The following is a 13,881-nucleotide window of genomic DNA, read 5'->3' as shown; positions in this document are numbered from 1 at the left end:
CGAGCTTGCATACCCACCCTACAAGACGGGAGAATCCGAGTTTTTGTAACTATATCAGGTGATGTTCGCGATGGCGCATCTACAAACTTGCGTTAAAAAAGATGAACGGACTTTTTTCACCCAAACCGGAGCAGATTTCACTTTTGCGACGCTATTCCTGAACAGTTTTAAGGGCAGAGCTACAAACAGACGATGCTCTCAGGGAGAATGGGTATGTGCGCTGAGCTTCCCGGTGGCTATTTTAAACACTAGACTCTCGCTTAAGCCTAGTGTTCCCGCCACCTGAGCCTAGATACGCCCTACCGTAGTTTTAACAGCAAGGACACGCCTCATCAATTCTTTCCATTCGAGGGAATTGCTCAGGGAGTTCGTATCGAGATACTCGCCTTTTTCTAAGGAAAATCGACCAAAATTTTCCAACCAGTTCACAATAGTTTCTGTCGGTGAGAAAGGCGTACAATTCAAAGATTTCTGTAGAGAATGAGACATCCCAGCCCTATCGTTGTTGCGATAAGCATACCAGGCTTCCCATACTAGAACGCCGTACTGCACTGGATTATTTTCATCTGGATTTTTGACGGCATTTTCCTGAAAACGCCATCTCTCTAATTGCCCCGCAGTTTTGTGCAGTTGTGACTGCGACTCTTCCAATTCTTTCCGAGTCGAGTGGAGTTGCGACTGCGACTGTTCCAATTCTTTCCGAGTTCGATCGTGTTTGGCTTGGGATAATTCCAATTCTTGCCGAGTCGAGTGGAGTTGCGACTGCGACTGTTCCAATTCTTGCTGAGCTTGATAGTGTTCGGCTTGGGATACTTCCAATTCTTGCTGAGTCGAGCGCAGTTGAGACTGTGACTGTTCCAATTCTTGCTGAGTCGAGTGCAGTTGAGACTGTGACTGTTCCAATTCTTGCCGAGTCGAGTGCAGTTGAGACTGTGACTGTTCCAATTCTTGCCGAGTTTGATGGTGTTCGGATTGGGATAGTTCCAATTCTTGCTGAGTTTGATGATATTGGGCTTGGAATAGTTGTAATTCTCCCTGAATTTGATGCAGTTGAATTTGTATTAATTCGCAATCTTCCTGAGCCTGATACATTTGCGACTCAAATCGATCGCGATCTTCCTGAGTTTGATATAGTTGAGCTTGGGTTAATTCCAACTCTCCCTGAGTTTTGTACAGTTGTGACTCGCATATTTCCAACTCACTTGTAGTTTGATGTAGTTGGGGATGGACTTTTTCTAACTCTTCCTGAGCTTGATATAGTTGGGACTGAAATTGATCGCACTCTTCCTGAGTTTGATAGAGTTGAGCTTGCGCCAGTTCCAATTCTCCTTGAACGGGATAAATTTGACCTTGGACTACTTCTAACTCTTTCTGACTTTGATTTAGTTCCGTCAGGGATTGTTCTAACTCTGCCTGAGTTTGATATAGTTGTGACTGCGACTGCGCCAACTCTCTCTGAATCTGATGAAGTTGGGCTTTGCAGTTTTCAAACTCTCTGCGTTGTTCGTAAGCCATATTATAATACAAATCAGTTTGTTCTAGGTTTAAGTTGAGATTAAATTCGCTGGAAACTTTGGTAAGTTCTATCACGGCAATTGCATTGGACTGTGATAAAGGCCATCCGTATTCGCTATTGCTAAGTTCTCTATCATCTACCTCTTGCCAAAGCATATAATGCTTTTCATCTATTGTTTCTCTATCTATTAGCTTTAAATAGTTGGTAGATATAGCATCTTTCGGGATCCCATATTTTTTCCATAAAACCTCTAAATACTCTTTGCTAAATTGAATGTACCATTCTCCGTCTGTAAGTCTTCCAAAAGGAACAGTAATCAAGGCTTTTCCATCAATAGCCAGTAGATCGTAAATTTTAGCGATCGCCTTTAGAGGACCTTCTAGATCGCGGGACTCTATATTTTCGCCATAGCCTCCTGAAGGATCGTCTGCTTGCCCTACGTGTTCGACACTCGAAATTGATACTATTGCGTCATATTTTTCCGTTAATGGCAAACTCATCAAATCCTGATTTTCTACACCTAGATCGACTTCAAATTTATCTACAATTCGTCTCGATCTGATCCCAATATTTTCGCTCAAAGAGTTTTCATAGTGGGAGAGTACGTTGCCCACTTCTAGGATTTTTTGAGGATTTTCCAGATTGGCAATAAAATCAAAGGCAATGGAAATTTCTACGGCTCTTTCTGTCGGATTATTAAATTTTATCCGATTGTAATATAACTCTTTACCTTTAAAGGTAAAGGTTCTTGTCCACTTACTCATTTTTTCCTCAAAAAGCAAACTCTGAAGTTTTCCTGTGCAGGTAACGCTGAAGGTAGGGACTTCTCGCTGGGAGTATCAAATTTAGCGTTCAACCAGCCATTATAGTTCCCAATTGCACCACAACTTATAAAATTTAGCGATCTTAACGGTCCTTAATACAGTAACTGTAAATAAATATCTGCTCGCCTTTCGTTAGCTTCGTCTTGGCTTTCGACTTCGAGGTGACTGGCAATCGAACATCGCGCCAAAATTCACTCATTCCCACACCCTCCAAGGAGCCTCTCCATTATCCCAAAGTTCGTTCAAATATTTATACTCGCGGTAAGTATCCATCGCGAAAAAGAAACCTTCGTGGCGGTACGCCATCAATTGTCCCTGGGCAGCTAACCGCTCTAGTGGCTCTCGCTCAAAAAAACAATCATCCCCGCTCAACGCCTCAAATATGCTGCGGTGAAGTACCAAAAATCCCGCACTAGCCCAGCCATCTATTTGAGGTTTTTCCGTAAATTCCAGAACTTTGCCTTTGTTGTCCACATCTAAAATCCCATATCGAGATATCGGACGCACTGTACTAACAGTTGCTAGCTTACCGTGAGACTTATGAAAATCCACCAGCGCCCCAATATCGATATCAGCAACTCCATCACCGTATGTCACCATAAAGGTATCATCAGTAATGTATTTCTCCACACGTTTCACCCGCCCCCCAGTCATGGTGTCCGGGCCTGTTTCAGCCAGTGTCACCTTAAAATCTTGCTCGCGGTGCTCCTCGTGATAGGTAATCTGATTTTGGCGGCCCAGGCAAATAGTAAAATCATTATTCATGGCTTCATAATTCAGGAAATATTCCTTAATCATGTTGCCCCGATAGCCCAAACACACAATAAACTCGCGAAAACCGTAATGGGCATAGGTTTTCATAATATGCCAGAGAATCGGATATCCGCCCACATCTACTAGCGGCTTAGGACGAAATTCTGTTTCTTCTCGGAGACGTGTCCCCAAACCGCCGGCTAATATAACTACTTGCATGGTTTAACATCTTGAAAATTGTACACAACCGCCGATCGTTCACAACAGGTATTTATTGTTGCAAACCAAGAACTATCTTTTCTGAAAAAATCCTCAAACCTTAGCCATCCTCGCCTCTACCATCATCCGCACCACATCGGGCATTTTATATTTTGCCTCCCAGCCCAATTTTTCTTTTGCCTTACCCGGATTTCCCCTCCCAACAGCAATCTCTGTCGGTCTGTAAAGACTCGCATCGGTTACTAAATGTTCCTGCCAATCCAAACCCGCAGAAACAAACGCTGTCTGCACAAACTTCTCCAAAGGATAACTTACACCCGTGGCAATTACATAATCGTCCGGTTCTTGCTGCTGCAACATCAAATACATCGCCTCCACATATTCTGGAGCCCAACCCCAGTCCCGCTGCACTGAAATATTTCCCAAATGCAGTTTTTCGGAACTACCCGCAGCAATTCGGCAGACAACAGATACAATCTTTTGGGTAACAAACCTCTCCGGTCGCAGCGGCGACTCGTGATTGAACAGAATACCAGAACACGCAAACAAATTGTACGCTTCCCGATAATTCGCTACTTCCCAAAATGCTGTTGCTTTTGCCACGGCGTAGGGGCTTCTGGGACGAAAGGGGGTATTTTCATCCGCTGCACTGCCTCCGGTATCCCCAAAACATTCGCTGGAACTGGCATTGTAAAGTTTAATTTTACCGCCTGTAAACCGAATTGCTTCTAACAGATTTAATGTTCCTGTGGCAATGCTTTCAAGGGTTTCTACTGGTTGTTCAAAAGACAGCCCGACGGAACTTTGACCTGCTAGATTATACACTTCGTCGGGTTCAATTTTCGCTAGTACCTGCAAGACGCTGCGAAAATCGTTGAGAGACATGGATTCTAGTTTTACTCTATCTCGGATGCCCAAACGGGCCAGGTTTCCGAAACTAGACATTTGGGCGTCCCTGGAGGTGCCACAAACTTCATAACCTCGATCGAGCAACAGTTTAGCTAAATAAGCTCCGTCCTGACCTGATATACCGCTAATTAACGCTTTTTTCATATCACATTTTGCTTTCAAAACTATACCGTAGCTGTTGCTATTTTTCCAGTTGTTTAACTTTTATAGTCGTAATTTTTATTATTTTTAATATTTGGGATTTTCCCAGGACTTACCATATCAAGTTTAAGCGCTTACTAAAAACCAACAACAAATTTATCATCAAGCAGACCCGAAAGCCGGATCGAAGTATGATTGCAAAAAGTTCGATCGATAGCTGGGAGTAGCAGCATAAGGATATCGTAGGGACACGGCACTGCCATGTCCCTACGATATTTCATTTTGTACTCGCCAACTATCGACTGCCAAAAGTCTCTACCGCTCGAAAACAGAAATAATCAGTCAGCTAGAAATCGACTCAAAAGTACAAAATATCAGCATTTTTACCTTCTGCCGAATGACTAATGCCTTCTGCCTTTGGGTACTAGGCTTCCCATCTTTGGGCGACCAATTCAGCCAAGTCAACCACCCGCTGACTGTAGCCCCATTCATTGTCGTACCAAGCCAACAGCTTCACCATGTCGCCATCCATCACCAGCGTTAAGCTGGAATCCAGAATCGAAGAAGCATCACTTCCGCGATAGTCGCAGGAAACTAAAGGCAAATCGTTGTACTCCAAAATCCCTTTCATGGAGCCAGAGGCAGCTTCTTTGAACACTTGATTTACTTGCTCGGTAAAAGTCTTTTTCTCTACCTGAGCCACAAAATCGACTACGGAAACATTGGGAGTCGGCACGCGCATGGCGATACCGTTTAACTTGCCCTTCAATTCTGGAATCACCAAAGCCACAGCTTGGGCTGCTCCGGTAGAAGTCGGCACAATATTCATTGCTGCCGCCCGGGCCCGCCGCAAGTCGCGGTGGCTGGCATCCAGCAAGCGCTGGTCGCCAGTATAGCTGTGGGTAGTGGTCATCATGCCTTTGACGATGCCAAAATTTTCGTGCAGCACTTTCAGTACAGGAGCCAGACAGTTGGTAGTACAGCTAGCATTGCTGATGACTGTGTAGTCACTGTGCTTGTAGTTGTGGTGGTTGACTCCCATCACATAAGTGCCAACTTCAGAACCCTTGCCGGGAGCGGTAATTAGCACTTTTTTAGCGCCGGCAGTGATATGCTTCGATGCACCAGCTTGGTCAACGAAGACGCCGGTCGATTCAATAATCAGATCAATACCCCAATCTTTCCAAGGCAAGTTTAGCGGGTTGCGATCGCTCACGCATTTAACTGTCTTGCCGTTGAGAGTAATGGAATTTTCATCCGCACTGATGTCCACATTCTTCAACGTTCCCATCATGGAATCGTATCTGAGCAAGTGAGCATTACTTCTGGGATCGGAAGTGTCATTAATAGCTACCAACTCTAGCTGGCTGTTTTCTCTGCCCAGCCAGCAGCGCGCAAAACTGCGCCCGATACGTCCAAAACCATTGATCGCGACTCTAATCACCTTGTACCTCCTAACGATGGCAGCCTCTAGCTCAGGCTTAAATTTTGAAAAAATTTAAGAATTGACTTATGAGACAAGATCATATCGCAAAGGTCGATCCTTTCTAACTTTTTGTGTCGATCAAAAAAGCTTGAACTTTTCTAGAAGGCTGAAATTGCAAGGCAGAAGGCATTAGGCTTTCTGTCGCTGGTTACTGGTAAAGCTGATGGGCTGCAATATAACTGCCGACAACTTCCGGGACTAAGTAGCGGAGGTCGATCCTTTCGGCGCAGCAGCGGCGGATGTGGCTCGACGAAATTTCGATCGCCGCCATCGAAAGCACCTCCCAGTGAATTTCCACGTCCAGAAGAGCCATTTGTTCGGCAACTCGCCGGCCAACAGCATTTGCCTGAACCTGCATCCTGTCTCCCCCGGAATCGATGGGTTTTCCACTCGGACAATCTCCCCACTCCGACACTCCCTCAATCTCCTGGCTTTCTCCTGTCTCTGGATCTCCCTGAGTCGGACGCGGGGCCACCAACCAGTCGCACAACCCGGCAATTTCCATGCACCGATGCCATTTGGGGAGAGTAAGGAGTGCGTCGCTACCAATAATCCAGTACCACCGATCGTCCCCTGGATACAATTTTTGCAAATACAGCAGGGTGTCAATCGCAAAAGAACTGCCTCTGGGATTGGCTTCCGGCGGCGAAAGCAGGAAGTCTGGGCGATCGGCGATCGCGAGAGCGAGCATTTCCCGGCGCTGCTCAAAACTTGCCAAATTCGGACGCCACTTGTGAGGAGGAGAGCGATCCGGTACCCAAATGACTCGATCGAGATTAAATTGACTCGCAGCCGTCTGGGCCACCAACACGTGACCCCAGTGAACCGGGTCAAAAGTCCCCCCCAAAATCGCTATTTTCGCCATATTTCCCAAAAATCAGGATTAGTAGAGACATCGCCCAAATTTTATGTTTGTATCGTTTTACCCGTAAGCTCTATCGCTTTTCGACTTATTCGACTAACTGCATAACTTGGTATATATACAATTAAGTGAGAACACATACTATCTATAGTTGCTGTAGTTGAGTTGCGATCGAGTCAATCTCTCACTTTCAAGAAAAAATGACCGTACCACTAGATAAATGACTACAAAATGAGCGAAATTTTGTTGTTCGTGGTAGTGTTTGTAAATCCTTATGGGTTTTACCCTCAATCTTGGTAAAAAGGTTGTGGGGCTTTTGCTGCCGTATCCCAGCACAGCAGGCGGATAGAAATAGAAAGAATGCAGGAGTATGTAACCGCTCAAAATTCGTCTGTTGGCCCAGACCCCAGACCCCATTCTCTCTGACCTGCAATTTTCGAGCTGTGACTGTTCCGGAAAACTACTCGGTACTAAGTCATATAGGATACAAGACAAACATCTCTACAAGTCCCGCAAATCTAGGGACGCGCAGAGAATTTTGTACAAAATCTCTAGCGAACTGTATCCTGAAAAAACAATTCTTGATATGATATCGCGTGTTATTGGCGTGGTGTGGTGTGTGAGGAGCGAAGATGCCGAGTTCTGTTGATTTCAACGGTAGACCATTTCATTTCATCGGCATTGGTGGGATTGGGATGTCAGCCCTTGCCTACATTCTAGCTAAACGCAAGTTGCCTGTGTACGGCTCGGACATTAAATCGAGTCACATAACCGAGCGCTTGCAAGGAATGGGAGCTCACATTTTTTGGCGTCAAGACGCCAGCAATTTTGAATTATTTCAAACTGCCCTCAACGGTAGTAGTCCCGACCGGGGGGCGCTTGGGGTCGTATCCTCGGCAGTCGCTGGCACCGCAGGGACTTCCGTCGCGACAGCCCAAGCTCCCAAATTGAACGGCAACGGTTCAAGCGCCCAAGCAATTCCAAGATTGCCTCAAGTAGTATGTTCGACGGCAATTCACCCGGAAAATGCCGAATATCGAGCTGCTTTAGATTTGGGCTGTCCGATTTTTCATAGATCGGATGTGTTGGCAGCGTTAATTCAAGATTACCAAAGCATAGCCGTAGCTGGGACTCACGGCAAAACTACTACTAGCAGCTTAATCGGTTTCATGCTGATGGCTGCGGGTCTAGACCCGACGATTGTGGTAGGAGGCGAGGTAAATGCTTGGGAAGGCAATGCCCGTTTGGGGGAAGGGCCCTACTTAGTTGCCGAGGCTGATGAATCCGACGGTTCTCTCGTCAAGCTAGTAGCCAAAATTGGCATAGTGACGAATGTGGAACTCGATCATCCAGACCATTACGATACCCTCGACCAGGTAATAGACACATTTAAGGTGTTTGCCCAAAACTGTCAAACCTTGGTGGGCTGCATTGACGACCAAATCGTCAAAGATTGCCTTCAGCCTAATGTCAGCTACAGCTTGCAGCAAAACAGCGGTGCTGACTATACGGCTTCAGGCGTGGAATACGGATCCGAAAGCACCAAGGCTGGCATTTGGGAGCGAGGAGCTTTCCTGGGGGAAATGGAGTTGAAGTTGCTAGGCAAACACAATCTCAGCAATGCACTAGCTGCGGTAGCAGTGGGTCGATTGTTGGGGTTAGAGTTTTCGGCGATTGCCAAAGCGATTGCTGGTTTTGAAGGAGCTCGCCGCCGTTTTGAGGTGCGGGGTTTTCACAATGACATCCTGTTTGTGGACGACTACGCCCACCATCCTAGCGAAATTCGTGTCACCTTGGCGGCGGCTCGCTTGCGCATTGAAGGTAGCGAAAAAAATCCCAAATCCCGAAGAGTGGTTGCGATTTTTCAACCGCACCGTTACAGCCGGACTCTGACATTTTTGCCAGAATTTGCTCAATCTTTTGGGGATGCTGATTTGGTTGTGGCTTGCGATATTTATAGTGCTGGAGAACCGAATTTAGGAGAAATTAGCGGGCAGCAGGTTGCTGATTTGATTGCTAAAGAAGGTCGAAAGGTTGAGTTTGGGCCTTCCCTGGAGTCGGTAAGTAAGTTTTTAACCGAAAATCTGCAACCGGGGGATTTGGCTCTGTTTTTGGGTGCTGGCAATCTGAATCAGATTATTCCAGAGGTTATGGCTTTTTATCAACAAGCCGATCGCCCGAATTAGCTCAATCGCACGCCCAAAAGAGTTGAGCCACAGCCAGGGCGGTGCAGGTTATACCGACACTGCTGAAAGGCTCGCTCACAGGGGCGGCATAAGTTAGGTAAATGAATTTTCAACCACGTCTTCGAGCGCAGGTATTTTTAAGGATTTTCAAGATGGTGACTATCTCGAATGACTCCTCTGTTAAGGACAATCGGCGAGTGTATTCTCCTATTTCTTTGCGGGGAACTGATTGCAAGATTAACTCCCAAGTTTCGCTGGCAGGCCTGACTTCGTTCCGAGTCGGCGGCCCGGCCGAGTGGTACATTGCTCCCCGTAGTATGGAGGCTTTGCAAGCGAGTTTTGCCTGGGCACACGATGAAGGGATGCCGGTGACTCTGCTGGGTGCAGGTTCTAATTTGTTGGTGAGCGATCGGGGTTTGTCCGGTTTGGTCGTCGGCACTCGCTACCTCAAACAGGTGAATTTTAATCCAGAAACAGGTCAAGTTACAGCGGGGGCGGGGGAGTCAATTCCCCGCCTCGCTTGGTTGGCTGCTAAACGGGGCTGGAAAGGTCTAGAATGGGCAGTCGGCATACCGGGCACCGTGGGAGGGGCTGTGGTGATGAATGCAGGCGCTCACAGAGGCTGTACTGCTGATATTCTGGTCAACGCTCGCGTCCTCTCCCCTGGTGGCAAGGTGGAAATTCTGACTCCCCAAGAGTTGGAGTACCGCTACCGGACTTCGGTGCTGCAAGGGGGCGATCGGCTAGTAACAGAAGCGACTTTCCAGTTACAGCCGGGATTTGACCGATCGCAAGTAATGGCAGAAACTAATGACCATTTCAGCCAGCGGCGGACAACTCAACCTTACCACTTACCGAGCTGTGGCTCAGTCTTCCGCAACCCCGGCCCGAAGACTGCAGGTTGGTTCATCGAACAAGCGGGACTGAAGGGATATCAGATCGGCGGGGCGCAAGTAGCTCAGCGCCATGCTAATTTTATTCTTAACTGCGGGTCGGCAACGGCCAATGATATTTTTCAAGTGATCCGCCACGTTCAACAGCAAGTCGAGCAGCGGTGGTCGCTGTTGTTGGAGCCAGAAGTTAGAATACTGGGAGAGTTTCCCTTCTAGGGCATTATTAAAGTAATAAGGAAACGGCAGACTGCCAGCCCACACACCATCACAAAGTAGCTATGACAAAATCAGGACAAGGATTTGGCTTCGGCCTGGGCAAAATGAAAGAACTGACTGAAGCTTTCAAAAAAGCTCAGCAGGTTCAAGAAGGAGCTAAAAAGCTCCAAGAAGAGTTGGATCAAATGGAAATTGAGGGAACTGCCGGCGGCGGCTTGGTCAAGGTTTTTCTTAGCGGCAACCAAGAACCCCGCCGCGTGGAAATCTCACCGGATGCCCTCGGTGAAGGTGCTGATGTGGTTTCTGAACTCGTCACTGTGGCGATGCAGGATGCTTACGCTAAGTCTACGATGACGATGCGGGAGAAAATGGAAGAACTCACCGGCGGACTGAATCTCCCCGGTTTCGGTTAGTCATCAGTCATCAGTCATTAGTTATTAGCTATCTGTGTTTAAAAATGGCTCTATAGCTAATGACTGATTGATTTCTCTGAATCAGGAAACATTGCGAAAAAGGAGAAAGGAAAAATTTTCTTTCTTCCTTCCGCTGACCAATTACTAATTATCAATTACTAATTTAATGTCTTATAAATTATTATTTGTCTGTCTCGGAAACATCTGCCGATCGCCCTCAGCAGAAAATATTATGAATCACTTAATTCAACAAGCTGGTTTGAGCGATCGCATTACCTGCGATTCGGCCGGAACAGCTAGCTATCACATTGGCAGTCCCCCTGACAGGCGGATGGCATTGGCGGCGCGGAAGCGAGACATTGAATTGTTAGGCGAAGCCCGCCAATTTACCAGGAAAGATTTTGAAAATTTTGATTTGATTCTGGCTATGGATCGCGACAATTATCGCAATATTCTTGCCCTGGATGCTACGGGAAAGTATAAAGATAAAGTGCGGCTGATGTGCGATTTTTGCCAGAAATACGACCTTAAAGAAGTGCCAGATCCTTACTACGGCGGCCCGGAGGGATTCGATCGAGTAATTGATTTGCTGCACGATGCTTCCGAAGGTTTGTTGGAGTACGTTATAAATCAGGAAAATTTAACAATTACCAATTAACAGTTACCAATTACCAATTACCGACTAAATGGTGTTCCATCGCAAAGCGAACGAGTTCTGCTCGGTTGTTGCTGTCGGTTTTTCTGAACAAGCTGCTGACGTGCTTTTCGATCGTTCGAGGGCTGAGGTGGAGTGTGGAGCCTATTTGAATATTAGAAAGACCTTCTGTCAGCAAATCTAGGACTTGCCGCTCTCGCTGAGTCAAAGTCGGAGCATTTTGGCTGGGAGATGCCCGTGAAGCGGAGCTATCCCGTAGGGAATCGCCTGTCTTTGACTTTTGAGTTGAAAAATCCGCTTCTGGCTTGCCATTGGCTCTGCTGCGTGCCTCTGTTGGCATTGGTTCGGGTTCCGGGGAACGAGAGGGGGCCTGAGCGATTAAAGCGTAGCGATCGAGCAAAGAGCGAATAACCGCCCCCAATTCCTGGAGTTCAAAAGGTTTAGCCAGATAATTGTCGCACCCCATCTGATAGCCGCGAATCCGTTCCTGCGTGCTCGTGCGTTCCGTCAAAAAAATCACCGGCAGCAAGCGGAAAGCGGGACGAGTCCGAACTCGCCGCACGAATTCGTAGCCATCCATCTCGGGCATTGTAATGTCGGTAACAATCAAGTGGGGCTGAAATTCATCTACCAGGCCTAAAGCTTCTTTGCCGTTCTCAGCAGCTATTACAGAGTATCCGGTAATTTCTAGATAATCAGTAATTGACAAGCGAGTCGCGAAATCGTCGTCAGCAACCAGAATCGTTAATGGCATGGGGGAATTAAAAATTAAACATTAAAAGTGACTAATTTCACTTTTAATGTTTAATTCTACTGTTTAATTCTCTTGATAACTTGCAGTTAAAGTAGCCGGTTGTCCTAATTTGCCCTCCAAAGCTACGCCGCGCCCGTTGGCTGCCAAATGCCGCAGAGTTTTGTAAATTGTCTCGATTTGCTCTGGTCTTCCTGCTTTTTTGGCTAGTTCTGCTACAGACAGAGGTTTTTGGGCGTCTTTGAGCACTTGCAGTACCCGTTGCTGCAAGTCCAATACAGCAGCGGCAGCTTTTTTGCCTGCTTCAACCCCTGGCTGGTGATAGGCATTGACATTCACCAAGGAACCGTAAAAACCTACGGCTCTTTCGTAGAGGGCGATTAATGCTCCTACTGTCCGAGGGTTGACTTGGGGAATTGTGACAGTAATGGAATCTCGGTGATTTTCGTACAAAGCTTGTCGAGTTCCCTGCAATAAACCCGACAAATAATCTCCTGAAGTGACGCCGGTTTCTACTTCTGGGGAAATGCCTTGCCTGTCTTCCAAAACTTCGATAAATGTTAGGAAGAAATTCGGCACGCCGTCTCGCAGTTGCTGGACGTAAGCGTGTTGGTCGGTGGTGCCTTTGTTGCCGTAAACTGCGATTCCTTGATGAACTGTATTGCCGTCTAAATCTTCCTGTTTGCCGATCGATTCCATGACTAATTGCTGCAAGTAGCGGCTGAACAATAGCAAGGAATCTTTGTAAGGCAAAACTACCATATCTTTTTCGCCACGTCCGTTGCAAGCAAAATACCAGGACATTGCTAACAAGGCGGCGGGATTGTTTTTAATTTCGGGGGTTCTGGTAGCTTCGTCCATGACTTTAGCGCCGTCTAGCATCGCCCGAATGTCGATGCCTTGCAAAGCTGCTGGCAAAAGTCCGACTGCTGACAATTCGGAAGTGCGTCCTCCCACCCAATCTGCCATTGGAAAAGTGGTGATCCAGCCTTCGGATTTGGCTAATTTGTCTAGTTGGCTGTCAACTCCGGTGATGGCAATTGCTTGTTTGGCAAAATCCAGTTTTTCGGCGGCGAAGGCTTTTTGAACTTCGATCATACCGTTGCGGGGTTCGGGGGTGCCGCCGGATTTGGAGATAGTAATTACTAGGGTGCTGGCGAGTTTGTCTTTGATTTTGTTGAGGATTCGATCGATCCCGGCCGGGTCAGTGTTGTCGATAAAATGAATTGCTAGGGGCGGAATGTCTGGGGATAAAGCTTCGGCGACAAATTGGGGGCCGAGGGCAGAACCACCGATGCCGATCGAAATTATGTCGGTAAATTGCGGAGCAAAGGGCGGTTTAATATCGCGGTTTTGAACTTTCTTGACAAATGTTTCGACTTGTGATATCCCTTCGACTATTTCTTGTTTTAATTCTGGAGTGGGAGCTAAATCGGGGTTTCGCAGCCAGTAGTGGCCCACCATGCGGTTTTCGTCGGGATTGGCGATCGCACCTGCTTCTAAAGCTGCCATGTCTTTGAAAGCTTTGTCAAATTTGGGCTTCAGTGCTGCTGCGAAAGCGTCGTCGAATCCCATGCGGCTGATATCGAGGTAAAGTCCCAATCCCTCGTGATAGTAAAGCCAGTCTTGATAGCGTTGCCAGAGTGCTGCGGCGTCCATAGGAATTCTCTACAATTTTTTTAATGTTCGATCGGGGTCGTCAGGAATCCACCAATTGTAGTTTAAAACGATCTGATGTACGGCTTTTGCAGAATCCCAATAAATTTAAGCATTAGTCGTCTGAAGGCAGCCTGCGCCGAAAGCAGCCAAACCATTCGGCAGAATTAAACAACAAAAATATGACTTGGGGAACACTCTTAGTAGGTAGATCCCCGATTGATGGCAACACCCCATAGATAGATCGAAAGTCAAGCAGCAGCAGCACAGAGTTTTAAATGTGGTCGAGGTTGGGCTTTGGGCACTGGTTTAACAATATTCAAATTCGGGCGATCGGGATCTGTAAAATAGGCATTGCCGTCAGGTTAAATATACTTTTAGCTGTCACTCAATAATCGGCT

General features: G+C 46.9%; 11 protein-coding genes. 4 read left to right on the top strand and 7 right to left on the bottom strand.

Annotated features, from left to right (window positions below; all coding sequences use genetic code 11):
- Window positions 1-288 precede the first annotated feature (288 nt).
- The 5 genes from QUB30_RS10340 to nadD all read right to left on the bottom strand — a co-directional run bounded on the left by QUB30_RS10340 (window position 289) and on the right by nadD (window position 6,713).
- Window positions 289-2,280: a hypothetical protein gene (locus tag QUB30_RS10340; RefSeq protein WP_333332813.1), complete on the bottom strand. Its 1,992-nt coding sequence runs from the start codon at window positions 2,278-2,280 to the stop codon at window positions 289-291.
- A gap of 255 nt (window positions 2,281-2,535) precedes the next feature.
- A complete protein-coding gene (rfbF, locus tag QUB30_RS10335) occupies window positions 2,536-3,312 on the bottom strand; it encodes a glucose-1-phosphate cytidylyltransferase (protein WP_333332810.1) in 777 nt (258 codons plus the stop codon).
- A gap of 93 nt (window positions 3,313-3,405) precedes the next feature.
- Entirely contained in the window at window positions 3,406-4,365 is a 960-nt protein-coding gene (locus QUB30_RS10330) for a GDP-mannose 4,6-dehydratase (RefSeq protein WP_333332807.1), read from the bottom strand.
- Window positions 4,366-4,786: 421 nt separating this feature from the next.
- Window positions 4,787-5,806 (bottom strand): type I glyceraldehyde-3-phosphate dehydrogenase, encoded by a 1,020-nt coding sequence (locus tag QUB30_RS10325; RefSeq protein WP_333332804.1) that lies wholly within the window; start codon window positions 5,804-5,806, stop codon window positions 4,787-4,789.
- 190 nt (window positions 5,807-5,996) lie between these two features.
- The gene (gene nadD / locus QUB30_RS10320; RefSeq protein WP_333332801.1) at window positions 5,997-6,713 is read right to left on the bottom strand and encodes a nicotinate (nicotinamide) nucleotide adenylyltransferase; all 717 of its coding nucleotides are present in this window, start codon (window positions 6,711-6,713) and stop codon (window positions 5,997-5,999) included.
- A 629-nt stretch (window positions 6,714-7,342) separates the two neighbouring features.
- Between nadD and murC the strand changes: the two genes are divergently transcribed.
- From murC to QUB30_RS10300, 4 genes are all read left to right on the top strand, one after another.
- Window positions 7,343-8,896: a UDP-N-acetylmuramate--L-alanine ligase gene (murC, locus tag QUB30_RS10315; RefSeq protein WP_333332798.1), complete on the top strand. Its 1,554-nt coding sequence runs from the start codon at window positions 7,343-7,345 to the stop codon at window positions 8,894-8,896.
- A 152-nt stretch (window positions 8,897-9,048) separates the two neighbouring features.
- Complete coding sequence (gene murB, locus QUB30_RS10310) at window positions 9,049-10,005, top strand: UDP-N-acetylmuramate dehydrogenase (protein WP_333332795.1); 957 nt, start codon at window positions 9,049-9,051, stop codon at window positions 10,003-10,005.
- 62 nt (window positions 10,006-10,067) lie between these two features.
- The gene (locus QUB30_RS10305; RefSeq protein ID WP_333234470.1) at window positions 10,068-10,418 is read left to right on the top strand and encodes a YbaB/EbfC family nucleoid-associated protein; all 351 of its coding nucleotides are present in this window, start codon (window positions 10,068-10,070) and stop codon (window positions 10,416-10,418) included.
- Between the two features lie 166 nt (window positions 10,419-10,584).
- A complete protein-coding gene (locus QUB30_RS10300; protein ID WP_333332791.1) occupies window positions 10,585-11,076 on the top strand; it encodes a low molecular weight protein-tyrosine-phosphatase in 492 nt (163 codons plus the stop codon).
- A 10-nt stretch (window positions 11,077-11,086) separates the two neighbouring features.
- Here the strand turns inward: QUB30_RS10300 and QUB30_RS10295 are convergent, their stop codons facing one another.
- On the bottom strand, window positions 11,087-11,827 hold the full coding sequence (locus QUB30_RS10295) for a response regulator transcription factor (protein WP_333332788.1): 741 nt from the start codon (window positions 11,825-11,827) through the stop codon (window positions 11,087-11,089).
- A 63-nt stretch (window positions 11,828-11,890) separates the two neighbouring features.
- The gene (locus QUB30_RS10290) at window positions 11,891-13,483 is read right to left on the bottom strand and encodes a glucose-6-phosphate isomerase (protein ID WP_333332785.1); all 1,593 of its coding nucleotides are present in this window, start codon (window positions 13,481-13,483) and stop codon (window positions 11,891-11,893) included.
- Between the last annotated feature and the right edge of the window lie 398 nt (window positions 13,484-13,881).

The organism is Microcoleus sp. BROC3, assembly GCF_036702515.1.
GTDB lineage: Bacteria > Cyanobacteriota > Cyanobacteriia > Cyanobacteriales > Microcoleaceae > Microcoleus.
Note: the sequence above shows the minus strand (reverse complement) of the source record. Positions and strands in the feature narration are given on the sequence as shown.

What these genes read in the sequence shown, in the direction of transcription:
- QUB30_RS10340 (WP_333332813.1), bottom strand. Translation starts at nt 2,280, where the DNA reads ATGAGTAAGTGGACAAGAACCTTTACCTTTAAAGGTAAAGAGTTATAT.
- rfbF (WP_333332810.1), bottom strand. Translation starts at nt 3,312, where the DNA reads ATGCAAGTAGTTATATTAGCCGGCGGTTTGGGGACACGTCTCCGAGAA.
- QUB30_RS10330 (WP_333332807.1), bottom strand. Translation starts at nt 4,365, where the DNA reads ATGAAAAAAGCGTTAATTAGCGGTATATCAGGTCAGGACGGAGCTTAT.
- QUB30_RS10300 (WP_333332791.1), top strand. Translation starts at nt 10,585, where the DNA reads ATGTCTTATAAATTATTATTTGTCTGTCTCGGAAACATCTGCCGATCG.
- nadD (WP_333332801.1), bottom strand. Translation starts at nt 6,713, where the DNA reads ATGGCGAAAATAGCGATTTTGGGGGGGACTTTTGACCCGGTTCACTGG.
- QUB30_RS10305 (WP_333234470.1), top strand. Translation starts at nt 10,068, where the DNA reads ATGACAAAATCAGGACAAGGATTTGGCTTCGGCCTGGGCAAAATGAAA.
- murC (WP_333332798.1), top strand. Translation starts at nt 7,343, where the DNA reads ATGCCGAGTTCTGTTGATTTCAACGGTAGACCATTTCATTTCATCGGC.
- QUB30_RS10290 (WP_333332785.1), bottom strand. Translation starts at nt 13,483, where the DNA reads ATGGACGCCGCAGCACTCTGGCAACGCTATCAAGACTGGCTTTACTAT.
- murB (WP_333332795.1), top strand. Translation starts at nt 9,049, where the DNA reads ATGGTGACTATCTCGAATGACTCCTCTGTTAAGGACAATCGGCGAGTG.
- QUB30_RS10295 (WP_333332788.1), bottom strand. Translation starts at nt 11,827, where the DNA reads ATGCCATTAACGATTCTGGTTGCTGACGACGATTTCGCGACTCGCTTG.